The organism is Xanthomonas sp. CFBP 8445 (assembly GCF_025666235.1).
Taxonomy (GTDB): domain Bacteria; phylum Pseudomonadota; class Gammaproteobacteria; order Xanthomonadales; family Xanthomonadaceae; genus Xanthomonas_A; species Xanthomonas_A indica.
Map to the genome: position 1 here is coordinate 4,551,898 of NZ_CP102594.1, position 23,310 is coordinate 4,575,207.

A 23,310-nucleotide genomic window follows, 5' to 3' on the forward strand; every position below is an offset into this window, starting at 1 on the left:
GCGCAGCGTTTATGTCGGCGCCGACATGGTCCCAGCCTCTGACCGCCGGTACACTTGTCGGCGGACGGGCGCGCTCGTCCGCCCCTGTTCTTCCCGCGCACCGGGTGCCCCCTGGGGACCCGGCGCCGCGGCCGCGCCAGCCAGCGCCGTTGTCCCGCAGCCCGCCACCTCGGCGTGCGGGCCCGCACGCCAAGCCAGCTCACCCTCGATCGTCGCCCGGCGCCGCATCCGCGCCAGCGACGGCCCTGCCTGCTGCCTTGGAGTCCGCGATGTCCCGTGTTGCCCCCACCTGCCGTTTCCCGCGCCGTTCGGCCCTGGCCGTGGCCTGCCTGCTGGCCGCCGTGCCGGCGTTCGCCGCGACCCCGAGCGCGTCCGCCGACGACGGCGCGGACGATGCCGAGCGCGACGTCACCACCCTGGACAAGATCAGCGTCAAGGGCGAGCGCGCCGAGGGCTACAGCGTGCGCAAGACCAGTGCCGGCACCCGCTTCACGCTGGCGCCGCGGGAGATCCCGCAGTCGGTGAGCATCATCAGCCACCAGCGCATCGAGGATCAGGGCCTGGACGACATCATCGACGTGCTGGAGAACACCACCGGCGTGTCCAGCACGCGCTCGGACAGCGAGCGCTTCGAGTTCTACGCGCGCGGTTTCTATATCGACAACTACCAGTTCGACGGCATCCCGACCACGATGGTGCAGAACTGGAGCTACGGCGATTCGGCGCTGGACCTGGCCCTGTACGACCGCGTGGAAGTGGTGCGCGGCGCCACCGGCCTGCTCACCGGCGCCGGTAACCCCTCGGCCTCGGTCAACCTGATCCGCAAGCACGCCGACAGCGCCGAACTCACCGGCAGCGTCACCGTCAGCGCCGGCAGCTGGGGCCGCACCAGCTCCACGGTCGACGTCACCACCCCGCTCAACGCCAGCGGCACGGTGCGCGCACGGGTGATCGGCAGCTACCTGGACACCGATTCGTACGTGCAGCGCTACAGCCAACGCAAGTCGCTGGGCTATGCGGTGATCGATGCCGACCTGACCCCGGACACGCAACTGAGCGTGGGCTACGACTACCAGAACAAGCACTCCGGCGGGGTCACCTGGGGCGGTTTCCCGCTGTGGTATGCCGACGGCAGCCGCACCGACTACCCGCGCTGGTTCAACCCGGCCGCCGACTGGACGTTCTGGGACACCACCAGCAAGCGCGCCTTCGCCACCCTGCAGCACGCCTTCGGCAACGGCTGGCAGCTCAAGCTCAACGCCACCCACGACCAGACCGACGTCACCGACAAGCTGTTCTACCCGTACTACACCATCTACGGCTTCGACCGGCAGACCGGCGCCGGCGTGGTGCCGTATTCGGGCTACTACATCATCGGGCGCAAGGTCGACGGCCTGGACGCCTACGCCGAAGGCCCGTTCCAGCTGGGCGGGCGCGAGCACGAGCTGATGGCCGGGGTCAGCTACAACCGCCGCCGCTACGTGAACACCGGCGCCTTCGACTTCCCCGGGCCGCTGCCCAGCTACCTGGGCTGGACCGGCGCCTATCCGGAACCGGCCTGGTCGCCGATCAGCGAGTTCAGCCGCGGCACCGTCACCCAGAAGGCAGGCTATGCGGCGGCGCGGCTGTCGCTGGCCGATCCGCTGAAGCTGATCGTGGGCGCGCGCTACACCGACTGGAAGGTCGACGGCAGCGAGGGCGGGGTGGGCTACGTCCTGCACCAGGAGAAGACCACGCCCTATGCCGGCCTGGTGTACACGCTCGACGACGTCTGGTCGGTCTATGCCAGCTACACCGACATCTTCCAGCCGCAGACCGCGCGCACCGCCAGCGGCGCCTACCTGGACCCGGTGATCGGCAAGAGCTACGAGGCCGGGGTCAAGGGTGCCTGGTTCGACGACCGCCTCAACGCTGCGCTGTCGGTGTTCCGCATCGAGCAGGACAACGTCGCCCAGGCCACCAGCGGATTCGTGCAGGGCACCACCGAGACCGCCTACATCGCCGCGCAGGGCACGGCCAGCCGCGGCGTGGAGTTCGAATTGAACGGCGAACTGGCGCCGGGCTGGAACGCCACCTTCGGCGCCTCGCGCTATGTCGCCAAGGATGCCGCCGGCGCCGACATCAACAGCCAGCTGCCGCAGACCACGCTCAAGCTCTACAGCAGCTACACCCCGCGCAGCCTGAGCGAACTGACCTTCGGCGGTGGCGTCAACTGGCAGAACCGCATCTACTACGTCGACGCCACCTACGGCCGCTTCGAGCAGAGCGGCTACGCGCTGGTCAGCGCCTTCGCGCGCTACCGCCTGTCGCCGGCGTTCTCGGTGCAGCTCAACCTCAACAACCTGCTGGACAAGCGCTACTACGCGCAGATCTACGGCTACGGCGCCTGGGGCGAGCCGCGCAGCGGGACGCTGAGCTTCAGCTGGTCGTTCTGAGTCGATCGCCGACCCGTGCATGCCGCGACGCGGCATGCGTGGCGATGGAGGAGGCGCTTAGGCCTCGACGACGCGCAGCGGCACGTCGCCGGCGGCGGCGACGCGATTGCGGCCGCTGCGCTTGCCGCGGTACAGCGCCGCGTCCGCGCAGCGCAGCAGTTCCTCGGTGCTGCCGCCGTGGTCCGGGTAGGCGGCCACGCCGATCGACACGGTCACCGGTGGCAGCACCTGGCCCTGGTGCTGCACCTGCAGGTCCGCCACCGCGGCGCGGATCTGCTCGGCGCGGCGCTGCGCCACGTCGGCGGCGGCGCCGGGCAGGATCACCGTGAACTCTTCGCCACCATAACGGCAGGCGATGTCCTCCGGCCGCACCAGCCCGGCCAGCAACTGGCCGAACGCGGCCAGCAAGGCATCGCCGCCGGCATGGCCGAGGCGGTCGTTGAGGGCCTTGAAGTGGTCCAGGTCCAGCATCATCAGCGCCAGCGGCTGCTCGCGGCGCTCGCAGCGGGCCAGCTCGCGCAGCAGCGATTCTTCCAGGTAGCGGCGGTTGTACAGCCCGGTCAGCGGATCGCGGATCGACTGCATGCGCAGGCGCTGGCGCAACTGCAGGTTGTGCAGCGCCATCGCCAGCTGTTCGGCCACCACCTCGACCAGCGGCAGGCGCTCGAGCACGGTCGGATCGCGGCTGGACAGATGGATCAGGCCCAGCGGCTCGCCCTGCACCACCATCGGCACGCAGGTGCCATGCCGCGCCGCGCCGGCGTGGGCGCAGGCCGGCGCGGCACCGGGCCGCTGGATCTGGGTGGCGCGGCTGCGCAGGCCTTCGCAGCCGCCGAGCGACAGCGTCGGCGCACACACCGCGTCCTCGCCCCAATGTGCGACGCAGACCGCCTGCTCGCCCGCCGCGTCGGTGCAGTACACGCTGCAGCCGGCATCCCCGAGCAGGCGTTCCAGCGCCTGCCGCGCGACCTCCACCGCCTCGTCCGCCTGCATGCAGCTCTGCAGTCCGCGGCTGCAGCGGTTGAGCGTGCGCAGATCCTGTTCGGTGCGCTGCATCTGCTGCACGGTGCCCACCAGCAGCGCGTTGGTCTGGTGACCACGCTGCTCGGCCTGGCTGCGGCGGCCGATCTCGCGGCGCAAAAGCAGGTACAGCACCAGGGTCAGCGCACACACCGCCGGGATGCCGACCACCGCCAGCCGGCGCAGCAGGTCGGCGTTGGCGGCGGTGGAGCGGGCACTGCCGGCCAGCGCCGCGCGCTCGCTGCGCACCATGGTGTCGGTGTTGCGGCGGATCGCCTGCGACAGCGCGCGGCCGTGGCGCGCGCGCTCGGGGTCGAGCTTGACCATGCCTGCGCCCTTGCCCTGGAAGCGGGCCACGGCGCGTGCGCTGTCGCGCATGCGCGTCTCGATCTGGACGCGGACCTCCTGTAGCCGCTGCTGCTGGGCCGGGTTGTCCTGCAGCAGCGTGGCCAGTTGCTGCAGCCGCGGCGGCAGCGCGCGCTGGCACTGCTGGAAATCGACCAGGTGTTCGTGGGTTTCCAGCAGCAGGAAACCGCGCAGGGAGGCATCGCAGTCGGCGAGGTTGAGCTGCAGGCCGTCGATCTCGGCGATCACCCGGTGGCTGCGTTGCACCGCCGCGGTATCGGCCAGGAAGCGCTGGCTGCCCACCAGCACGCCGCCGCTGATGCCCAACAGCAGCAGCAAGGCCAGCGGCACGCCATAGCGGTTGATCGTGGTGGAGGGCATGGCGTCGGCCAATGGGTGGGTGGGAGGCCGCGCGCGCCCTGCACTGCGCTGCGCAGTCAAGCGCAGGGAGCCATGCAAGTTGCAGGCCGAACGGCATGCCGCGTCACAGCCAGCCCTTCTGCCGCGCCAGCCGCGCCGCCTCGATGCGGTTGCCGGCGCCGAGCTTGCCGATCGCCTCGGACAGGTAGTTGCGCACCGTGCCCGACGACAGCCCCAGCTGCGTGGCGATGTCGCCGGCCGAGGCGCCCTCGCCGGCCAAGCGCAGCACCTGGCGCTCGCGGTCGTTGAGCGGGTCGGCCTCCGACCAGGCTTCCAGCGCCAGTTCCGGATCGATCGCGCGGCCGCCGCGGTGGACCTGGCGGATCGCCTCGATCAGCCGCTGCGGCGGCGCGTCCTTGAGCAGGTAGCCGCCGACTCCGGCGTCCAGCGCGCGCCGCAAGAAGCCGGGGCGGGCGAAGGTGGTGACGATGACGACGCGTACCGGCAGCTGCTGGCGCTGGATGCGCTGGGCCAGTTCCAGGCCGCTGAGGCCGGGCATCTCGATATCGGTGACCAGCAGATCCGGGGAGTGCGCCTGCAGTGCGCGCCAGGCGGCCTCGCCGTCGGCCGCGCTGGCGACCACGTCCAGATCCGCTTCCAGGCCCAGCAGTGCGCCCAGCGCACCACGCACCATCGCCTGGTCCTCCGCCAGCACTAAACGAATCACGGCACCCCCCGGTCCTTGTCGGCCCATTGTAGTGCCCGGGCCGGGCCGGCGCTCAGCCGAGCGCGGCGTCCTGGTCGGCCGGGGCGGGCCTCCGCGCCGCCGTTGCGGCCTCCGGCACGACGGCCGCCTCGACCCGCGGCAACGGCGCCGCGGCGACCAGGCAGGTGCCCAGGCCGCGCTCGGAGGCGATGCGCAGGCTGCCGCCCACCGCCTCCAGCCGTTCGCGCATGCTGCTCAGCCCGGTGCCCGGCTGCAGCGCGCCGCCGCGGCCGTCGTCGCGCAGTTCCAGCAGGGCCTGGCCGCGCTCGCACCACAGCCGCAACTGCGCGTGATTGGCGCGGGCATGGCGCTGGATGTTGGTGGCGGCCTCGCGCAGCACCAGCGCGAACACCGTCTCCAGCTGCGGGCATGGCGGCAAGGCTTCGACCTGGTAGCGGAACGTCACCCCCGACGATTCCAGCAGCAGCTTGGCCGCGGCGATCTCCGCCGCCAATTGCGCGGCGCGGATGCCGCTGACCGCGCGCCGCACTTGGCCCAGCGCCTCGCGTGCGACCTGGCCCACCTCCTCCATCTCGCGCTGCGCCGCGGCCGCGTCGCGGGCGAGCAGGCGCGTGGCCAGGTCCGACTTCAGCGCCACCAGCGACAGGGTATGGCCGAGCAGGTCGTGCAGGTCGCGGCCGATGCGCTCGCGCTCGGCCACCGCCGCCAGGCGCCGCACTTCCTCGTGACTCAGGCGCAGTTGCGCCTCGCCGCGCGCACGGCGTTCGAAGCTGATGTTCATCAGCCCCACCGACAGGCCGACCACCACCGCGCTGACCATGTACAGCGGCGACCAGCCGCGCAGCATCCAGGCCAGCGCGAACAAGGCCAGCACCAGCAGCATCGCCGCCACCGCCCGCACCGGCTCCAGGCAGAACGCCAGGAAGGCACAGGCATAAATGATGTAGCACTGCGCACCGGGGTTGTACGGCAGCAGCACGAACGCCAGCGCCGCCATGCCCGCCACGCACCAGGGCAGGTAGCGCCGGTGGAGGTAATAGGCCACGTAGTACAGGGCGAGGAACACCGCATAGCTGGCCAGCGTCAGCGGGAACCAGTTGCGGAAGTAGTGCGGCTCGTACAGCGGGGTGACGAACAGCCAGATCGACCACACCAGCGACAGCCACACGAACCAGTGGGTGCTGGACTTGGCGGAACTCCAACCGATGCGGCGGGCAATCAGCGAGTCTGGCGAGGCGTGCAGCAAGGCGATCACGTCGGGCTCCCAGGGCGGCATGGCCGCCGCGGCGCATAGCTTAGCGAAGGCGCCGGCGTGCGGAACCGCGCGGCGACGCCGGGATCGGCACGGCGTGCCATCAGCCGCGGCGCAGGCGCCGCTGCGCCAGTGCGTAGAACACCACCGTCACCGCCAGCAGCGCAGCGACGTGGCCGGCACTGCCATGGCCGTCGCTCTGCCCGACCACGCGCAGCGCCAGTTGGCCCAGGTGGTAGGACGGCCACAGCGGCGCCAGCGTGGTCAGCCACGCCGGCAGCAACTGCAGCGGGATCCACAGCCCCGACAGGAACGCCATCGGCAGATAGATCAGGTTGACCAGCGCCGGCGCGCCGCTGCCGCCGGCGTAGGTCCCCAGCGCCAGCCCGATCGCGCAGAACGGCAGCGTGCCCAGCACATCGATCAGCAGCAGCCAGAGCCGCTGCCCCGGGCTCAGCATGACCCCGCCGAGCAACGCGGCCAGCACCTGCAGCAACACCCCGATCGCCAGCGCGAACGCCATTGCCAGCGCGGTCCGCGCCAGCAGCAGCGCCATCGGCGGTACCGGCATCGCCCGCTTCAGCGCCAGCAGGCCGCGCTCGCGGTCCAGGGCCAGGCCGACGCCGAACCCGAACAGCGCCGGCGCCATCACCCCGAACACGCTGTAGCTAGCCATCAGGTACACCGCTGCGTCGTGGCGCCCATGATTGAGCAGCACGCCGAACAGCAGGTAGAACAGCGGCGGGAACAGCAACGTCGGCAAGGCGAACGACGGCGTGCGCAGCCAGCGCAGCACCTCGTAACGGATCTCGCGCAGCAGCAGCGCGAGCTGGTCGCGCAGCGACCAGGCGGCCGGCGGCGAAGCAACAGGAAAATCGCTCGGGTTCATGCGGCCTCCGCACGGGTGAGGGCGAGAAAGGCGTCGGCGAGGCCGGCGCGGCGCACTTCCAGCGCCGTCAGCGCCGGATCGCTGGCGAGCAGCCGCGCCACCACCGGCTCGGCCGGCTCGGCGACCACCTCGAGCACCCCATCGCGGGTGTCGGCGCGGCGCACCTGCGGCCACTGCGCCACCTGGGCCGCCGGCAACGCGCTGCGGCAGCGGATGGTGCATTGCTCGAAGCGCGCACGCAGGTCGGCGACACCGCCCTCGGCGATCAGCGTGCCGCGCTGCAGCACCGCCACCCGATCGGCCAGCGCCTCGGCTTCTTCCAGATAGTGCGTGGTCAGCAGCACCGCACAGCCGTCGGCGACCAGTTCGCGGATCGCCCGCCACAGGCCCTGCCGCGCCTCGATGTCCAGGCCGGTGCTGGGCTCGTCCAGGAACAGCACCTGCGGCCGCCCGCAGATCGCCATCGCGAACTGCACGCGCCGCTGCTGGCCGCCGGACAGCTGGCCGTAGCGGCGCGCCATTAGCCCATCCAACCCGGCCAGCGCCACGCAATCGGCGACGCTGCGCGGGCGCGGGTAGTAACCGCGCGCCTGCAGCAGCAGTTCGCCCACGCGCAGCGTCTCCGGCAGCCCGGCGGTCTGCAGCATCGCCCCTGTCTGGCGGCGCGCCGCCAGCGAGCGCGGCTCCCGCCCGCACAGGCGCACACTGCCGGCATCGGGCGTCTGCAGCCCGAGCAGCAGGCCCACCGCGGTGCTCTTGCCGGCGCCGTTGGCGCCCAGCAGCGCCAGCAACTGGCCGCGGTGCAACTGCAGGTCGACGCCATCGAGCGCGACCAGCGCGCCGTAGCGCTTGTGGACGCCGCTGAGCTGCGCCAGCGGCAACGCATCGTGGTCGGGCATGGGACACTCCGGTGGTGGCAGGGAGTGCCTAGGCTGCGCCGCGGCGGGGACGCGTCCCAGTGCGGCGCGTCAACTGCATCGAATGACATCTGTCACTGGCAGCCCCGGCACGATTGCCGCATGCTGCGGTCCACGCCGAGGGGCGGCGTTCTCCCGCTACAGCGCACCGCAGAAAGTGACTTCCGGCCATGCCCACGGCGGCCCGGGACTCGCACACTGCAGCGCGCCGACCGTTTCGTTCAAGGACACGATGAGTACTTCCTCCGACCTGCTCAAGGAACTCCGTATCGACCGCAAGGCGCCGCCGAGCGAACCGCCGTCGCGGCGCGGGCTGTGGATCGCCGTGCTGCTGGTGGTGCTGCTCACCCTCGGCGCCGGCGCCTGGCTGCTGTTCGGCCGCAGCAAGCCGCTGGAGGTGCGCACCGCCGCGGTGGTGGCGATCGCCCCCGGCAGCAGCAGTGCCTCGGTGCTGGACGCCAGCGGCTACGTGGTGGCGCGGCGCATGGCCACGGTCTCGGCCAAGATCACCGGCAAGGTCCGCGAGGTGCGCATCGAGGAAGGCATGCGCGTGGAGGAAGGCCAGGTGATGGCGACACTGGACCCGATCGACGCCAACGCGCAGCGGGTGCTGTCGGCCTCGCAACTGGACGCGGCGCGCAGCCTGGTGGCCAACATGCAGGCGCAGGTACGCCAGGCCGACGCCGACGCGCAGCGGCTGCAGACCCTGGCCGGCCAGCAACTGGTCTCGCGTTCGCAGTACGAGCAGGCGGTGGCGCAGCGCGATGCCCTGCGTGCGCAGTTGCAGAATGCGCAGCGCAACGTGGCGGTGGCCGGCAACCAGCTGTCGATCTCCGATCTCAACGTCGACAACACCATCGTGCGCGCGCCGTTCTCCGGCGTGGTCACCGCCAAGGCGGCGCAGCCGGGCGAGATCGTCTCGCCGCTGTCGGCCGGCGGCGGCTTCACCCGCACCGGCATCGGCACCATCGTCGACATGGATTCGCTGGAAATCGAGGTCGAGGTGGGCGAGTCCTACATCGGCCGGGTCAAGCCGGGCATGCCGGTGGAAGCGGTGCTCAACGCGTATCCGGACTGGAAGATCCCGGCCGAGGTGATCGCGATCATCCCCTCCGCCGACCGCGGCAAGGCCACGGTGAAGGTGCGGGTGGCGCTGAAGCAGAAGGACGCGCGGATCGTGCCGGAGATGGGCGTACGGGTCAGTTTCCTGGAGGCGCCGCAGCCGCAGGCACAACACACGCCGCAGGGCGTGCGGGTGCCGGGCGCGGCGATCGTCAAGCGCGCCGGTCAGGACGTGGCGTTCGCGGTGAAGGAGGACAACACGGTCGAGCAGCGCGCGCTGAAGACCGGCATCGCCCTGGGCGACGACCGCCAGGTACTGTCCGGCCTGGCCGCCGGCGACACGGTGGTGCTGGATCCGCCAGAGGCCTTGCATGCCGGCATGCAGGTGAAGACGGCGGAGGCCGCGGCGCAGTAATGCGACGTCGTCTCACCGAAGGTTTCCCGATGTTCCAACCGCGTCCATACCGCAACCGCAATACATAGCGTTCGCTGTCGCTGTTTTGCTTTTGCTTTTGCTGTTGCGCCGTTGCTTTTGCTTCTGCTTTACCCGGGCCCCCTCGGCGCGGCAGCCACGGCGGGGAAAAACCCGAAGGGCGGCGTACATGGATGTACGCCGTTCGCGGCAGGGGCAGGATGCCCCTTCCGCGAATCCCCGTCGTGGCTGCGAACCCGGAGCGCGAAGCGCGGAGGGCGCGCTGCGGGGTGTGCTTTCTTTTGGTTACTTTTCTTTGCACAAGCAAAGAAAAGTGACCCGCGTTAGCGGAAGCTGTTGCTCTTGCTTCAAGCGTTTAAAGCTTTAGAGCTTTAACAGCAAAAGCATCAGCAACGGCAAAGGCTTTCGCCCTTGCGGGCGAGTTACTTTTCTTTGCTCGCGCAAAGAAAAGTAACCAAAAGAAAGCGCGCCCTGCCTCGCGCCCTCCGCGCTAACGCGCTCCGGGTCCGCGTCCAGCCCGGGGATCCGCGGAAGGGGCATCCTGCCCCTGCCGCGGACGGCGTACATCCATGTACGCCGCCCCTTCGGGGTTTTTCCCCGCGCTGGCCGCCGCTTCGGAAGGGAACCCGGCAAGTCAAAAGCAAAAACAACGACAACGGCAGAAGCAACAACCACTGCAGCTGCACTTGCAACAGCAACAGAAAAATCAAAAGCAAAAGCAAAGCAACGGTAATCCCATCGCCGCCATCGGCGACCGCATCGCCTCCATCTCGTCCACCGCCAGGAACACCACCATGTCCACCCTCGTCACCCTGCGCAACGTCACCAAGACCTACCAGCGCGGCCCCGAGAAAGTCCAGGTCCTGCACGGCATCGACCTGGATATCGCCCGCGGCGACTTCGTCGCCCTGATGGGCCCGTCCGGCTCCGGCAAGACCACCCTGCTCAACCTGATCGGTGGGCTGGACTCGCCCAGCGGCGGCGAGATCGAGATCGAAGGCCAGCGCATCGACCGCATGAGCGGTGGCCAGCTGGCCACCTGGCGCAGCCACCACGTCGGCTTCGTGTTCCAGTTCTACAACCTGATGCCGATGCTCACCGCGCAGAAGAACGTCGAACTGCCGCTGCTGCTGACCTCGCTCGGCGCCGCCCAGCGCAAGCGCAATGCCGAGATCGCGCTGACCCTGGTCGGCCTGGCCGAGCGCCGCAACCACAAGCCCAGCGAACTGTCCGGCGGCCAGCAGCAGCGTGTGGCCATCGCCCGCGCCATCGTCTCCGACCCCACCTTCCTGATCTGCGACGAACCTACTGGCGACCTCGACCGGCGCTCGGCCGAGGACGTGCTGGGCCTGCTGCAGGAACTCAACCGAAGCCACGGCAAGACCATCGTCATGGTCACCCACGATCCCAAGGCCGCCGAGTACGCCACCCATACCGTGCACCTGGACAAGGGCGAGCTGGCCGACGCGCCGGCCGCGCACTGAGCGAGGCGATGCCATGAAGTATTTCTCGTTGATCTGGGCGCAACTGTTCCGCAGCAAGACGCGGACCGTGCTGACCCTGTTCTCGGTGATCGTCGCGTTCCTGCTGTTCGGCCTGCTCGACTCGGTGCGCGTGGCGTTCACCGCCGGCGGCTCGGTGGAAGGAGTCAACCGCCTGGTCGTGGCCTCGCGCCTGTCGATCACCCAGTCGCTGCCGGTGCGCCTGGAAGCGCAGATCCGCAGCGTGCCCGGCGTGCGCGACGTGACCTATGCGATGTGGTTCGGCGGCATCTACAAGGATCCCAAGGACTTCTTCCCGAACTTCTCGGTCGCGCCGAACTTCTTCGACGTGTACAGCGAATACGAACTGCCGCCGGAGCAGCTCAAGGCCTTCCGCGACACCCGCACCGGGGCGGCGGTGGGCGAAGCGCTGGCGAAGAAGTACGGCTGGAAGGTCGGCGACGTGATCCCGCTGCAGGCCACCATCTTCCCGCGTGGCGGCAGCAACGACTGGCCGCTGGAGCTGAAGGCGATCTTCCGCGCCAAGGACCGCGCCAACGTGCAGGCCGAGAACCAGTTGATGATGAACTGGAAGTACTTCGACGAGAGCAACGACTACATCAAGGGCAAGGTCAGCTGGTACACGGTGCGGCTGGACAACCCGGAGCACGCCTCGCGCGTGGCGCAGGCGATCGATGCGCTGTCGGCCAACTCCGACCACGAGACCAAGTCGCAGACCGAGTCGGCGTTCCAGCAGGCGTTCGTCAAGCAGTTCGCCGACATCGGCCTGATCGTCACCTCGATCATGGGCGCGGTGTTCTTCACCCTGGTGCTGCTCACCGGCAACACCATGGCGCAGGCGGTGCGCGAGCGCATCCCGGAACTGGCCACGCTCAAGACCCTGGGCTTCCAGGACCGCACGGTGCTGACCCTGGTGATCGTGGAGTCGGTCTTGCTGATCGTGCTCGGCGGCCTGCTCGGCATGGCGCTGGCGGCGGCGGCGATCCCGGTGCTGGCCAGCGCCAGCCGCGGCGCGCTGCCGGTGCACGCGGTGCCGGTGCAGACCTGGCTGATCGGCGCGGCGCTGATGCTGGTCATCGGCGTGGTGGTCGGCCTGCTGCCGGCGCTGCGCGCGCAGCGGCTGAAGATCGTCGACGCCCTGGCCGGGCGTTGAGCCCGCGCTTTTTCTCCAGCACATCGATGCCACGGACGGCGACGCAGACCCGAGGAACAACGCAATGAAGATGCAATGGTTATGGAATGTCCTGGCGATCGCGGCGCTGGCGATCGGCCTGGGAATCTGGATCGCCCTGCCCTGGTTCATGGTCCTGGCGCTGGTGGCGGTGCTCGCCGTGCTGCTGCTGGTCACCCGCAGCGGCCGGCTGTCGCTCGCCGCCGCGCGCATCGGCATCGCCAGCCTGCCGCAGCGCTGGGGCGCCAGTTCGGTGATCGTGGTCGGCATCGCCGGCGTGGTCGGCGTGCTGGTGGCGATGCTGGCGATGGGCCAGGGCTTCCAGGCGACCCTGGAGAGCACCGGCGACGACACCACCGCCATCGTGCTGCGTGGCGGCTCGCAGGCCGAGACCAACTCGGTCATCACCCGCGACCAGGTGCCGCTGATCGCCAGCCTGGCCGGTGTGGCGCGCGGCGCCGACAACCGCCCGCTGGTCTCGCCGGAGCTGTCGCAGGTGGTGAACCTGCTGTCCAAGTCCGACGGCACCGACGTCAACGCACAGTTTCGCGGCGTCGGCGCGCAGGGCTGGGCGGTGCACGACAAGGTCAAGATCCTGCAGGGCCGTCGCTTCACCCCCGGCCTGCGCGAGATCGTGGTCGGCAAGGGCGCGCAGTCGCAGTTCCGCGGCCTGCAGCTCGGCCAGACCCTGACCCTGGGCAACCAGACCTGGACCGTGGTCGGCGTGTTCGCCAGCGGCGACGCGCACGACTCGGAGTTGTGGACCGACACCCAGACCCTGGCCACCACCTACAACCGCAGCGCCTACCAGTCGATCAGCGTGCGCACCCAGGGCCAGGACGGCTTCCGCCAGTTCAAGGCGGCGATGGACGCGGACCCGCGGCTGAAGCTGGACGTGTTCACCACCCGCGAGTACTACCGCAAGCAGGGCGGCAATCTCAGCAAGGTGCTGGAGGTCCTGGGCACCTTCATCGGCACCATCATGGCGATCGGCGCGGTGTTCGGCGCGCTCAACACCATGTACGCCGCGGTCGCCACCCGCGCCCGCGAGATCGCCACCATGCGCGCGCTCGGCTTCCGCGGGCTGCCGGTGGTGATGGCGGTGATGCTGGAGACCATGCTGCTGGCGCTGCTCGGCGGGGTGCTGGGCGGGTTGATCGCCTGGGCGATCTTCAACGGCTACAGCGTCTCCACCCTGGGCAGCAACTTCAGCCAGGTGGTGTTCCAGTTCAAGGTGTCCCCGCCGCTGCTGTGGACCGGACTGAAGTGGGCGCTGGGCATCGGCCTGGTCGGCGGCCTGTTCCCGGCATTGCGCGCGGCGCGCCTGCCGATCACCACCGCCCTGCGCGCGCTGTAGCGCCAGCGCTGAACGCACCGGGCCGGGACCCCTGTCCCGGCCCGGCCCAATGGCGGATGACGCGTCATCGTTTCGTCATCGAAACGCGGTAGAACGGCCGCCGCCGAGGCGCTAGCCTGCGCGGCCATTTGGTTCCACGCCGCCACCCCCATGTCCTCGCGCCTGCGCCTGTTGCTCGTCCTCTGCGCCAGCCTGTGGCTGAGCGCCTGCTCCTCCACCTCGCTCAGCGACCGCCTGGTCGCGCCGGGCGGCGTGTCGCCGCTGATGGACGAGGAACGCATCCAGAGCCTGCTGGCGACCCTGCCCAACCGCAGCGGCCACGTGGTGGTGCCGGGCGGCATCCCGATCTTCTGGCGCGCCATCGACCCGGGCGACTACCACATGCGCTACCGCTACGAGCACGCCGGCCGCGACGCCGGCGGCCACGAGCACGCCGACTTCGCCATGGAGGTGGCGACCCCGGCGCCGGCCACGCACGCCGCCCCACGCGGCACCGTGGTGCTGCTGCACGGCTGGATGATGGACGGCGACTCGCTGCTGCCGTGGTCGCTGGACCTGGCCCAGGCCGGCTACCGCAGCATCAGCATCGACCTGCGCAACCACGGCCGCTCCGGCGGCGGCCCGGCCGGCTACGGCACCCGCGAGTCCGACGACGTGGTCGCGGTGATCCGCGCCCTGCGCGCCAGCGGCGAGGTGCAGGGCCCGGTGTACCTGTTCGGCGTGTCCTATGGCGCGGCCACTGCGCTGTTCGCCGCGCAGAAGCTCGGCAACCAGGTCGATGGCGTGGTCGCGATGGAATCGTTCGCCAACGCCGGCCGCGGCATCCGCGACATGATCCCGCACATGCTCGCCAGTCGCCCGCGCGGCTGGATGGCAAGCGCGGCGATGGACCTGGCGCGCTGGCGCTACGGCGGGCAGAACCTGGACGCGGTGATCGCCAACGCCAACCAGCGCCTCGCGCTGAACCTGGACCAGGTCGACGTCACCGCCGCCGCGCGCGCCGCCCCGGCCTGCGTGCTGCTGCTGCACGGCAGCGCCGACCAGCACATCCCGGTGGCGCACGGCCGCCTGCTGGCGCTGGACGCCCCGCGCGCGCACTACCTGGAGATGCCCGGCGAGAACCACCTGAGCCTGCCGATGCGGCTGGACCTGCTGGCGCCGACCGTGGAGGACTGGTTCGCCGAGCTGCCGGCGCCGCGCCACGGCGGCCGCTGCCCGCAGCCGCTGCCGCCGCGTGCAGACCCCGAGCTGCAGCTAACGGGTGAGCCGGCGGCGAACGGTAGCCGGGGCTGAGCCGGGATGACCAGCCATTCGGCTGTGGAAAGCGGGGAGTCGGGATTGGGGATTCATAACAGCGGGCTGCGCTGCTTCTGCTCTTGCAAATCCCGAATCCCTAATCCCTAATCCCCGCTCGCCGCCACACGCCCGACCGCCACAGACTTTCGCCCGCGAACAGCAGCAATCCAACCCAGATCGCGGCAAACCCGATCGCCTTGCCGGCGTCGAACGGTTCGCGGAAGAACCACACGCCCAGCAGCAACTGCAGGCTCGGCGCGATGTACTGCAGCAGCCCGACCAGCGACAGCGGGATGCGCCGCACGCCGTAGGCGAAACCGATCAGCGGCACCGCGGTGACCACGCCGCCGAACACCAGCAGCAGGTCGTTGCGCCAGCCCCAGCCGCCGGTGAAGCCGCCGCCGTGGCCGGCCTCGCCCCACAGCACGAAGCCCAGCGCCGGCAGGAACAGGTACAGGCTCTCCACGCCCAGCCCGGCCACCGCATCCACCTGCACCAGCTTGCGCAGCAGGCCGTACAGCCCGAACGAGCCGGCCAGACCCAGTGCGATCCACGGCAGGGTGCCGGCGTCGACGGTCAGCCAGGCCACGCCGAGCGCGGCACAGGCCACCGCCAGCCACTGCAACGGGCGCAGCCGCTCGTGCAGCACCAGCACCCCGAGCAGCACGTTGACCAGCGGATTGATGAAGTAGCCCAGGCTGGTCTCGATCACGTGGCCGGCATTGACCGCCCAGATGTACAGCCCCCAGTTGAAGGCGATCGCCAGGCTGCTCAGCGCCAGCGTGGCCAGCGCGCGCGGCTGCGCGGCGATGCGCCGCCACCACTGCAGGCGCGCGCTGTACACCAGCCAGGCCACCACCAACAGCGTGCTCCACACGATCCGGTGGGCGATGATGTGCGGCGACGGCACCGCCTGCAGCAGGTGCCAGTACACCGGCACCACGCCCCACAGGGCGAAGGTCGCCGCGGTGATCCACAGCCCGCGCCGCGCGTCCTGCGCGGAGGCCGTGGTCATCGCCGGGTCCTCGCCACGGTGATCACCACCACCCCGGCCAGGATCACCGCCATCGCGCCGACGTCGCTGGCGCTGAAGCGCTCCTGGCCGAGCCAGCTGCCCAGCGCCACCGCGATCACCGGATTGACGTAGGCATAGCTGCCGGCCAGGGCCGGGCGCACGTTCTGCAGCAGCCACACGTAGGCGGTGAAGGCGACGATCGAGCCGAACACGCACAGGTAGGCCACCGCCAGCAGGCCCTGCGCGCTCGGCAGGGTGTGCAGGCGTTCGCCGCTGAGCAGGCCGATCGCCACCAGCATCACGCCGCCACACAGCATCTGCCCGGCAGCCGCCATGAACGGCATCGGCAGGTCGCGCCCGCGCGACCACACCGAGCCGAACGCCCAGCCGATCGGCGCGATCAACAGCAGCACCAGGCCCAGCGGACTGGCGGTGAGACTGCTGCCGGCGTTGAGCCACACCACCCCGGCGAAGCCGACCACGATACCCAGCCACTCGCCGCGGCTGGCATGGTGGCCGCGCAGCGCGCCGAACAGCGCCATCCACAGCGGCACCGAGGCCACCGCCACCGCCGCCAACCCCGACGACACCTGGCGCTCGGCCAGCACCACCAGGCCGTTGCCGCAGACCAGCATGAGTGCGCCGAGCATGGCCAGCGGCCGCCACTGCGCGGGCGTGGGCGCGGCCACGCCGCGCCAGCGCAGCACCGCGTACAGCACGCTGCCGGCGATCACGAAGCGGGTGCCGGAGACCACGCTCAGCGGCGGCGCGCCGCCTTCCAGGGCGAAGCGGATCGCCAGATAGGTCGAGCCCCAGACGACGTAGACCAGGAACAGGGCGAGAACGACGAAGCCGCCGCGCGCAGGCGCGGCAGCGACAGGAGCAGACGGCATCGGACGGCGCCAGAGACAGCAGGGGCGCTATTCTAGAGCACCTGCTCTGCGCGCAAGCCCTCTCACCCGCGCGTGTCGCGCTGCCGCGGCGTGCAGATCACTCGCCAAGAAAGGAGTCGTGGATGACATCACACCGCACCTGGCTCGCGCTGCCCTTGCTGGCCGCGCTCAGCAGCACCAGCACGGCACGTCCGCCTGGTGCCCCCTGGGACTTGAACGGGCATCAGTTGCTGGAAGCCCCGCTGGACGGCTCGCTGGCGGCCGACCTGGGCCCGCAGCAACCGCAGGAACTTCGGGTCATGGTGTCCTCGCGCACGGCGGCGGCATACATGCTCGGCATCGCCGCCGGCAGCGAGGGCGTGCGATGGTGCCGACCGGCCGGCCAGTCCGGTCCACCGGATGTCCAGGCACTGGTCGCCGATCTCGCCGCGCTGCCCGACGCGCGCCTGGACGCGCGCGCCAGCGACCTGGTCGTGCAGGCCTTGGCCAAACGGTATCCCTGCAAGTCCACGCCGCGGCGCCCGTCGCGCTGAGGGCGCCCGACTGCAGGGCCGCGTCGGCGCGGCGAGACCGTGATTCGCCACAGCTGGCGCGATAACCGTAGCGAGTGCCGGCGGGTCATCCACCGTGGCAGCACAGCCGGCCGCCACCCGCCGCAGCGGCGCCCGGCGTTCCATCTGCACCACCAGGCCGGTGTTGCAGGCCAGCACGAGCGCGCCACGACGCGTCAGCGGCCGCCCTGTGCGCGGCCGTCCCGCGCCGCGCCCCCGCGGAGGAAACGCGATCGGTCTCGCGCAAGGAGCGTGCTGCTCAATGCAGTTCCGGCACTGACGTCTTCGCCGATCAGTGGACGTCCATGCCGACGCGGCTGGCGCCTGCACCGGCGCTGCGCGGTCCCCCGAAAGACCTAAGAGACGGTTCAGCCGCACGGGCGTATCTGTACGCACACACACCTGCTCGCCGAGCACCGCCATGGCCATCGATACCGCACTGTCGCCGCTGGGCACCGTCACTCCGTATGGCGCCTCGCCGTATGGCTTTTCCACCCCCGGCGCCTCCAGCGACGCGGCCCAGGCCGGCAATCCGGTGGTCAGCAGCAACGACCCGGCCGCCGTGCAGCAGGCCGTGGAACTGTCCGGCGACGCCTCGTTGATCTTCGGCCTCGGCGGCCTCGCGGGGACCATCCCGGCCGACACGGGCCTGACCTACAACGCAGCCGGGCTGTTCAACAGCATCGTCAGCGCGGGCCCGAGCGACGCGAGTTCGACCGCCACCACCGGCACCTCCGGGTCCAGCACCGATCCCTCGACGTCGACCAGCGGCACCGGCACCTCGACCTCGACGACCACCTCGCCGTATCCCACCCTCGACCAGGCTACCCAGACGTACGACCAGGGCCTGCTCGGCACCATCACCGCGCCGCCGTCGACCCCCGGCCTGTACAACGCCTCTGGCGTCTTCAGCAGCCAGGGCCTGACCCCGCAGTTGTCGTCGCTGCTGCAGTCCAATCCCAGCCTCAGCGGCACGGTGACCGGCGATCTGCTCAATCAGGGCATCGTCGGCGGGTTGATCGATACCACTGCCTGAGCGGCGGCCGCCCTGCAGCGCCAGCGTGCGTCTGACCGGTCAGCGGCCCTTCTCGTCACGACGCGCCCGACAGCGCACGTCCCCCGTAGGGCGGCTTCAGCCGCGACAGGCGTGACCGATAACGCCCGTCGCGGCTGAAGCCGCTCCTACGGATGACCCTGCAGCACGATTGGGAAGTCCCTTCTGCCGCGACACCCAGCGCAACCGTGCGCGTCGGCGGCCATCGCCAACAGGCGCCAGCACTGCGCAACCGGCTTGCCGTGGTGGCCAGCGATGCCGCAGACCCGGCATCGTCCTCCTGCAAGATCGCTCAGCCCGGCATCGCCGGGCCACGGCCTTCAGAGGCATCGCACGCCGCCGGCGACGCATGCCGCTCCAGTGCGTCGGCGTCGCCGCCCGTCTCGCCGGCCAGCGCATCGTTGGCCGCCTGTGCCGCATCTCCCATGAACAGGGAAGCGGACAGCAGCAACATGCGCATCGGGTTCACGGTCACGACCTGGCAACAAGCGGGCCGCACAGTGTAGAGAATGGCGTCGCGCCGAGACAGCGCGGCGACGCTTTTGCGTGCGCGAGGCGAGCTGCCGTTCAGCGCGAGGGGCGGTCCAGCCAGCAGGCCAGGCCCTGCGCGTTGAGCTCGATGTCCATGTGCAGCACGCGCTCCACGCCGGCATCGTCCAGCGGACAGCCATGCAGCCGCGCGCGCTCCAGATACAAGGCGGTCAGCGCCGCGACAAGGCAACGATGGCGGTCGGAACGGCCGTCGCAGCCGCGCGCGATCGCCACCATCGCCTCCAGCTGTTCCTGCAGTTCCGCCGCCAGCGTTTCTGCGCCTGCCACCGGGCCGTAGTGGGTGAGATACAGCGTCTGCGGGGCGTAGCCGAGCATGCGCTGGATCGAGGCCTGCATCGCCTCCGGCTCGAACTGCACGGGCGACGAAGTCGGGATCGCGAACGCACCGTGCGCGCTGTCCAGTTCGCGATAGGACAGGCCGAAGGTGTCGCCACTGAACCAGCTGCGGCTGCGTGCGTCCCACACGCACAGGTGATGCCGTGCGTGCCCAGGTGTGTCGATGCACAGCAGTTCGCGCCCAGCCAGCGACACGCGATGGCCGTCCTCGGCCACCACCACGCGCTCTGCCGGCACCGGCAGAATGCTGCCGTAGCTGCGCGCCATCTCCGCCTCGCCGTACACCGCGGTGGCGCCGGCGATCAGCCGCGCCGGATCGATCATGTGCGGCGCGCCGCGCGGATGCACCAGCAGGCGCGCGTTCGGCAGGTGCTGCAGCAGCGCACCGGCACCGCCGGCGTGGTCCAGATGCACGTGGGTGAGGATCAGCCAGTCCACGTCGGCCGGCGCCAGGCCGGCGTGCGCCAATGCCTCCAGCAGCACTGGCACCGCATGGCTGGTACCGCAGTCGACGAAGGCGCCGCGCCCGTTCTCCACGATCAGGTAGGCGGCATCGAACTGCGCGCGCTGGAAGCCGGTATCGACGAGATGGATGCTGGGATCGCGTGGCATGGCGCAGAAGCGTGGCTGGGCGAGGCTCCATTCTAGGCGGTATGGAGGGCGCTGCCAGTGCTGCGCGGCAAGGACCGGATGAGGACGAATGACGTAACGGCCCAGACGACTGTAGGCGCGGTTTGTGGGAGGGACTTCAGTCCCGACTGCATGCGACCAGCAAACACACGCGCTGCGGATGTCGCAATAGAACGCGTCATTTGTCCGTAGGAACCGCTGCGTGTGCTCAGCCTGCCTCGCGCAACCGCGCCAGCGCCGCCAGCACCGTCTCGGCCGGCGCGGCCAGGGTCACCGGTGCCGCCTGCAGCGCATCGGCCTGCGTGGCCTGCTTGAGCGCGGCGATGGTCTGCCCGGCATCGCGTGGCGAGGCGAAGCCGCCGCTCTGCAACAGCAACGTGCCCTCGCCATCGAGCAGCTTGAAGTAGAACTGGCCGTCGGCCTCGCGGTACTGCTTGAAGCTCGGCAGCGCCTGCTTGGCCGTCGCCGTGTCGGCGCCGCCGCCGGCCTGCGCCGCCAGATCGCGCAGGCCCACCGCGTGCCGCAGCTCGGCCAGGAACGGGATCGCATAGCGTTCGCGCAGGCGCTGCGCGTTGTCGCGCAGCATCGCCTCGATGTCCTGCGGGCGCGCCATCAGCGCCTCGTAGCGCACCCGCATCGGCGCGATCTCGGCCTCGATGCGCTCGAACAACTGCTGCTTGGCCTCGCCCCAGCCGATGCCGGCGGCGAACGCCTGCGCGAACGCAGCCGTTTCCTCGGCGCTGGCGAAGGCCTGGTACAGCTGGAACAGGGCCGAGCCCTCAGTGTCCTTCGGCTCGCCGGGCGCGCGCGAATCGGTGACGATGGCGAACACCCGCTTCTTCAGCTCCTCGCGCGGGGCGAACAGCGGAATGGTGTTGTCGTAGCTCTTGCTCATCTTGCGCCCGTCCAACCCGGGCAGCGTCGCCACCTGCTCGTCGATCAGCGCATCGGGCAGGACGAAGTGGTCGCGGCCGTAAACGTGGTTGAAGCGCTGCGCGAAGTCGCGCGCCATTTCGATGTGCTGGATCTGGTCGCGGCCCACCGGCACCTGCTGCGCCTTGAACAGCAGGATGTCGGCGGCCATCAGCACCGGGTACATGAACAAGCCGGCGGTGACGCCGGCATCGTCGTCCTCGCCGTCGGCGCGGTTCTTGTCCACCGCCGCCTTGTAGGCGTGCGCGCGGTTGAGGATGCCCTTGCCGGCGACGCAGGTCAGGAACCAGGTCAGCTCGTTGGTCTCCGGCACGTCCGACTGGCGGTAGAACCACACCTGCGCCGGATCCAGGCCCGCGGCCAGCCAGGTCGCCGCGATCTCCAGGGTCGAGCGCTGGGTGCGCGCCGGATCCTGCGCCTTGATCAGGCTGTGCAGGTCGGCCAGGAAGAAGAAACTCTCGATGCCGGGGCGCCGGCTGGCCTGCAACGCGGGACGGATGGCGCCGACGTAGTTGCCCAGGTGCGGCGTGCCGGAGGTGGTGATGCCGGTGAGAACGCGGGTGGTCATGCGGAAGGGACGGTCCGGGAAGTAACCCGTCGAGTTTACCCGCTGCGCGACAACCCCGTTCCGGCGCATGGGGCGTTCAATCCGGCGTCCCCGTCCTGGAGTCGCCACGATGCACGTTCCTGCTCCGTCCCTGCCCCGCCGTTCCCTCGCCGCCCTCGCCTTCGCGCTGTCATGCATCGGCGGGCTGTGCGGCTTCCGTCCATTGCCTGCGCCACCGGCCTCGGCGCCGGCGCCGGCGGTGCAGTTGCAGGTGATCGATCGCGACGCCGGTGGCGTGCCGCTGCCCGCGCACGCCTGGCGCGGCGAGCGCTGGATCGCGGCCACGCCCGGCCACCGCTACACGCTGCGCCTGACCAATCTGACCGGCGCGCGGGTGCTGGTGGTGCTGTCGGTGGACGGCGTCAACGCGATCAGCGGGCAGACCGCGGCCAGCGACCAGCGCGGCTACGTGCTGGCGCCCTGGCAACGCACCGAGATCGCCGGTTGGCGCAAATCGTCCGAGGACGTGGCGCAGTTCGTGTTCACCGACCTGGACGACAGCTACGCGGCACGCACCGGACGCCCGCGCAACGTCGGCGTGATCGGCATGGCGGTGTTCGACGAAGCGCGCGCATGGCCCGATGCCGCCTTGAGCGACGCGAACACCGACACCGACAAGCTCGCCGCCGAAGCCGCGCGTGCGGCAACGCCGGGCATCCCGGCGCCGGATGCGGCGCCTGCACCGGCAGCGGCCGCAGGCATTCCAGAGCGCAGTGCGGCCGCGCCGCTCGCCGCGGCCCCGGCGGCCGACGCCCGGGCCTATGCGCGCGAGGGCAACGCCACTGTGGCCATGCAACAGCGTCTGGGCACCGGCCACGGCGCACGCGAATGGTCGCCCTCGCGCGTCACCGAGTTCCAGCGTGCCAGCGACGTGCCGATGCAACGGACCGAGGTGCGCTACGACAGCCGCGCGCGGCTTGTGGCCCGCGGCGTGCTGCCGCGCGACCTGCTGCCGCCGCGCGTGGCGGTCGCGCCGAACGCCTTTCCCGGCGACTACGTGCCGGATCCGCCGGCGCGCTGAGCCAGTACACCCAAAAAAAAAACACGGGCCGCGAGGCGGCCCGTGTCGACGACGCTACCGCGGTACGCGGCTCAGTCGTGGTATTCCTTGCCCAGGCTGTCGCGGAAGGCGTGCACTTCCTTCTCGGCGCGGTCGCGCGCCCAGCCATAGCGTTCCTGCAGCTTGCCGGCCAGGTACTGGGTGTTGCCCTCGGCGACGTCGAAATCGTCGTCGGTCAGGTCGCCCCACTGCGCCTTGATCTTGCCCTTGAGCTGGGTCCACTTGCCGGCAATGATGTCTTTGTTCATGGCATCTCTCGTGATGTGTGAACGGCGCTGCGCGCCGGTCATGCAGCATCGCGCAGCCGGTGTCGCAGCCCGATCAACGCGGCGTCAGCGGTGCATGAGCATCGTGAATCGTTACGCCATGGCCGGTGGCCACGCAAAAAAACGGGCCGGCAAGCCGACCCGTTTTCGTGACTGAGACCAGGCTCAGTTCTTGGCAGCGTCTTCGACCTTCTCGCCCGCCTTCTGCACGTCCTTGCCGGCACCGGCAACGGTGTTGCAGCCGGACAGCAGGCCCACCGAGAACATCGCCAGCAGCATCCACGCAAATGTACGCTTCATGGGTTTCACTCCTTTACTTGGTCATGGGACGCGGCACGCAGGCCGCGCGAAACTCAGCACTTGCCAGCGCTGCAATCCTGCGCCTTGTCTTCCACCTTCTCGCCCGCCTTCTGCATGTCCTTGCCGGCGCCGGCAACGGTGTTGCAGCCGGTCAGCACGCCAGCGCAGAACAGGGTCAGCATCAACAGGGTGGTCAGTCGCTTCATCGTGTCTTCCTCGGGCAATCGCAGGTGGTCGGGTGGGCGGCGATAGGCGTCGCCGCGCTACCGTCTGGCGGTGAATCTGCCGTCACGACTGTGGATTTCACGTGAATGAACCGGCGGCCCATTCAGGCTGACGCCACCGGA

21 protein-coding genes and 1 pseudogene are annotated in these 23,310 nt (G+C 70.2%); 9 read left to right on the top strand and 13 right to left on the bottom strand.

Annotated elements, in window-relative coordinates; all coding sequences use genetic code 11:
- Positions 1–269: 269 nt before the first annotated feature.
- The gene (fhuE, locus tag NUG21_RS19720) at positions 270–2,435 is read left to right on the top strand and encodes a ferric-rhodotorulic acid/ferric-coprogen receptor FhuE (protein WP_263391791.1); all 2,166 of its coding nucleotides are present in this window, start codon (positions 270–272) and stop codon (positions 2,433–2,435) included.
- Between the two features lie 57 nt (positions 2,436–2,492).
- On the opposite strand, the gene NUG21_RS19725 is transcribed toward fhuE, so the two are convergent.
- The 5 genes from NUG21_RS19725 to NUG21_RS19745 form a co-directional block, all read right to left on the bottom strand.
- On the bottom strand, positions 2,493–4,181 hold the full coding sequence (locus tag NUG21_RS19725; RefSeq protein WP_263391792.1) for a diguanylate cyclase: 1,689 nt from the start codon (positions 4,179–4,181) through the stop codon (positions 2,493–2,495).
- A gap of 103 nt (positions 4,182–4,284) precedes the next feature.
- Complete coding sequence (locus NUG21_RS19730; RefSeq protein WP_160946104.1) at positions 4,285–4,887, bottom strand: response regulator transcription factor; 603 nt, start codon at positions 4,885–4,887, stop codon at positions 4,285–4,287.
- 52 nt (positions 4,888–4,939) lie between these two features.
- Positions 4,940–6,163 carry a sensor histidine kinase gene (locus tag NUG21_RS19735; protein ID WP_263391793.1) on the bottom strand — a complete coding sequence of 408 codons (1,224 nt, stop codon included), beginning with the start codon at positions 6,161–6,163 and terminating at the stop codon, positions 4,940–4,942.
- A 79-nt stretch (positions 6,164–6,242) separates the two neighbouring features.
- Positions 6,243–7,028, bottom strand: a complete 786-nt coding sequence (locus NUG21_RS19740; RefSeq protein WP_263391794.1) for an ABC transporter permease — start codon at positions 7,026–7,028, stop codon at positions 6,243–6,245.
- A complete protein-coding gene (locus tag NUG21_RS19745) occupies positions 7,025–7,927 on the bottom strand; it encodes an ABC transporter ATP-binding protein (RefSeq protein ID WP_263391795.1) in 903 nt (300 codons plus the stop codon). Before NUG21_RS19745 ends, NUG21_RS19740 begins: the two co-directional genes overlap by 4 nt.
- A gap of 250 nt (positions 7,928–8,177) precedes the next feature.
- On the opposite strand from NUG21_RS19745, the gene NUG21_RS19750 reads away from it, so the two are divergent.
- The 5 genes from NUG21_RS19750 (at position 8,178) to NUG21_RS19770 (ending at position 14,763) form a co-directional block, all read left to right on the top strand.
- Positions 8,178–9,422, top strand: a complete 1,245-nt coding sequence (locus tag NUG21_RS19750) for an efflux RND transporter periplasmic adaptor subunit (RefSeq protein WP_263391796.1) — start codon at positions 8,178–8,180, stop codon at positions 9,420–9,422.
- An 812-nt stretch (positions 9,423–10,234) separates the two neighbouring features.
- Positions 10,235–10,924, top strand: coding sequence for an ABC transporter ATP-binding protein (locus NUG21_RS19755; RefSeq protein WP_010340093.1), 690 nt, complete (start codon positions 10,235–10,237; stop codon positions 10,922–10,924).
- Positions 10,925–10,937: 13 nt separating this feature from the next.
- A complete protein-coding gene (locus tag NUG21_RS19760) occupies positions 10,938–12,095 on the top strand; it encodes an ABC transporter permease (RefSeq protein WP_263391797.1) in 1,158 nt (385 codons plus the stop codon).
- A 64-nt stretch (positions 12,096–12,159) separates the two neighbouring features.
- Positions 12,160–13,470, top strand: coding sequence for an ABC transporter permease (locus NUG21_RS19765; RefSeq protein ID WP_263391798.1), 1,311 nt, complete (start codon positions 12,160–12,162; stop codon positions 13,468–13,470).
- A 150-nt stretch (positions 13,471–13,620) separates the two neighbouring features.
- Positions 13,621–14,763 carry an alpha/beta fold hydrolase gene (locus tag NUG21_RS19770; protein ID WP_263391799.1) on the top strand — a complete coding sequence of 381 codons (1,143 nt, stop codon included), beginning with the start codon at positions 13,621–13,623 and terminating at the stop codon, positions 14,761–14,763.
- A 100-nt stretch (positions 14,764–14,863) separates the two neighbouring features.
- Here NUG21_RS19770 and rarD read toward each other — a convergent pair whose 3' ends face one another.
- Both rarD and yedA read right to left on the bottom strand, forming a co-directional pair.
- Positions 14,864–15,781: an EamA family transporter RarD gene (rarD, locus tag NUG21_RS19775; protein WP_263391800.1), complete on the bottom strand. Its 918-nt coding sequence runs from the start codon at positions 15,779–15,781 to the stop codon at positions 14,864–14,866.
- Positions 15,778–16,674: a drug/metabolite exporter YedA gene (gene yedA, locus NUG21_RS19780; RefSeq protein WP_263391801.1), complete on the bottom strand. Its 897-nt coding sequence runs from the start codon at positions 16,672–16,674 to the stop codon at positions 15,778–15,780. Before yedA ends, rarD begins: the two co-directional genes overlap by 4 nt.
- Before the next feature lie 122 nt (positions 16,675–16,796).
- Between yedA and NUG21_RS19785 the strand changes: the two genes are divergently transcribed.
- Together NUG21_RS19785 and NUG21_RS19790 are read left to right on the top strand one after the other, a co-directional pair.
- Positions 16,797–17,207, top strand: coding sequence for a Rap1a/Tai family immunity protein (locus NUG21_RS19785; protein ID WP_263391802.1), 411 nt, complete (start codon positions 16,797–16,799; stop codon positions 17,205–17,207).
- 439 nt (positions 17,208–17,646) lie between these two features.
- Entirely contained in the window at positions 17,647–18,261 is a 615-nt protein-coding gene (locus NUG21_RS19790; protein ID WP_019797324.1) for a hypothetical protein, read from the top strand.
- 367 nt (positions 18,262–18,628) lie between these two features.
- Here NUG21_RS19790 and NUG21_RS19795 read toward each other — a convergent pair.
- The 3 genes and pseudogenes from NUG21_RS19795 to NUG21_RS19805 all read right to left on the bottom strand — a co-directional run.
- Positions 18,629–18,739, bottom strand: a pseudogene (locus NUG21_RS19795) (peptidase); the annotation flags it as partial.
- Positions 18,740–18,846: 107 nt separating this feature from the next.
- On the bottom strand, positions 18,847–19,779 hold the full coding sequence (locus NUG21_RS19800; RefSeq protein ID WP_263391803.1) for an MBL fold metallo-hydrolase: 933 nt from the start codon (positions 19,777–19,779) through the stop codon (positions 18,847–18,849).
- 226 nt (positions 19,780–20,005) lie between these two features.
- Complete coding sequence (locus NUG21_RS19805) at positions 20,006–21,298, bottom strand: tryptophan--tRNA ligase (RefSeq protein WP_263391804.1); 1,293 nt, start codon at positions 21,296–21,298, stop codon at positions 20,006–20,008.
- A gap of 109 nt (positions 21,299–21,407) precedes the next feature.
- Between NUG21_RS19805 and NUG21_RS19810 the strand changes: the two genes are divergently transcribed.
- The gene (locus tag NUG21_RS19810) at positions 21,408–22,358 is read left to right on the top strand and encodes a hypothetical protein (RefSeq protein WP_263391805.1); all 951 of its coding nucleotides are present in this window, start codon (positions 21,408–21,410) and stop codon (positions 22,356–22,358) included.
- A gap of 71 nt (positions 22,359–22,429) precedes the next feature.
- Here NUG21_RS19810 and NUG21_RS19815 read toward each other — a convergent pair whose 3' ends face one another.
- The 3 genes from NUG21_RS19815 to NUG21_RS19825 form a co-directional block, all read right to left on the bottom strand.
- Complete coding sequence (locus tag NUG21_RS19815; RefSeq protein ID WP_010341025.1) at positions 22,430–22,645, bottom strand: CsbD family protein; 216 nt, start codon at positions 22,643–22,645, stop codon at positions 22,430–22,432.
- Positions 22,646–22,828: 183 nt separating this feature from the next.
- The gene (locus NUG21_RS19820) at positions 22,829–22,963 is read right to left on the bottom strand and encodes an entericidin A/B family lipoprotein (protein WP_010341024.1); all 135 of its coding nucleotides are present in this window, start codon (positions 22,961–22,963) and stop codon (positions 22,829–22,831) included.
- Positions 22,964–23,016: 53 nt separating this feature from the next.
- The gene (locus NUG21_RS19825) at positions 23,017–23,169 is read right to left on the bottom strand and encodes an entericidin A/B family lipoprotein (protein WP_010341023.1); all 153 of its coding nucleotides are present in this window, start codon (positions 23,167–23,169) and stop codon (positions 23,017–23,019) included.
- Positions 23,170–23,310 lie beyond the last annotated feature (141 nt).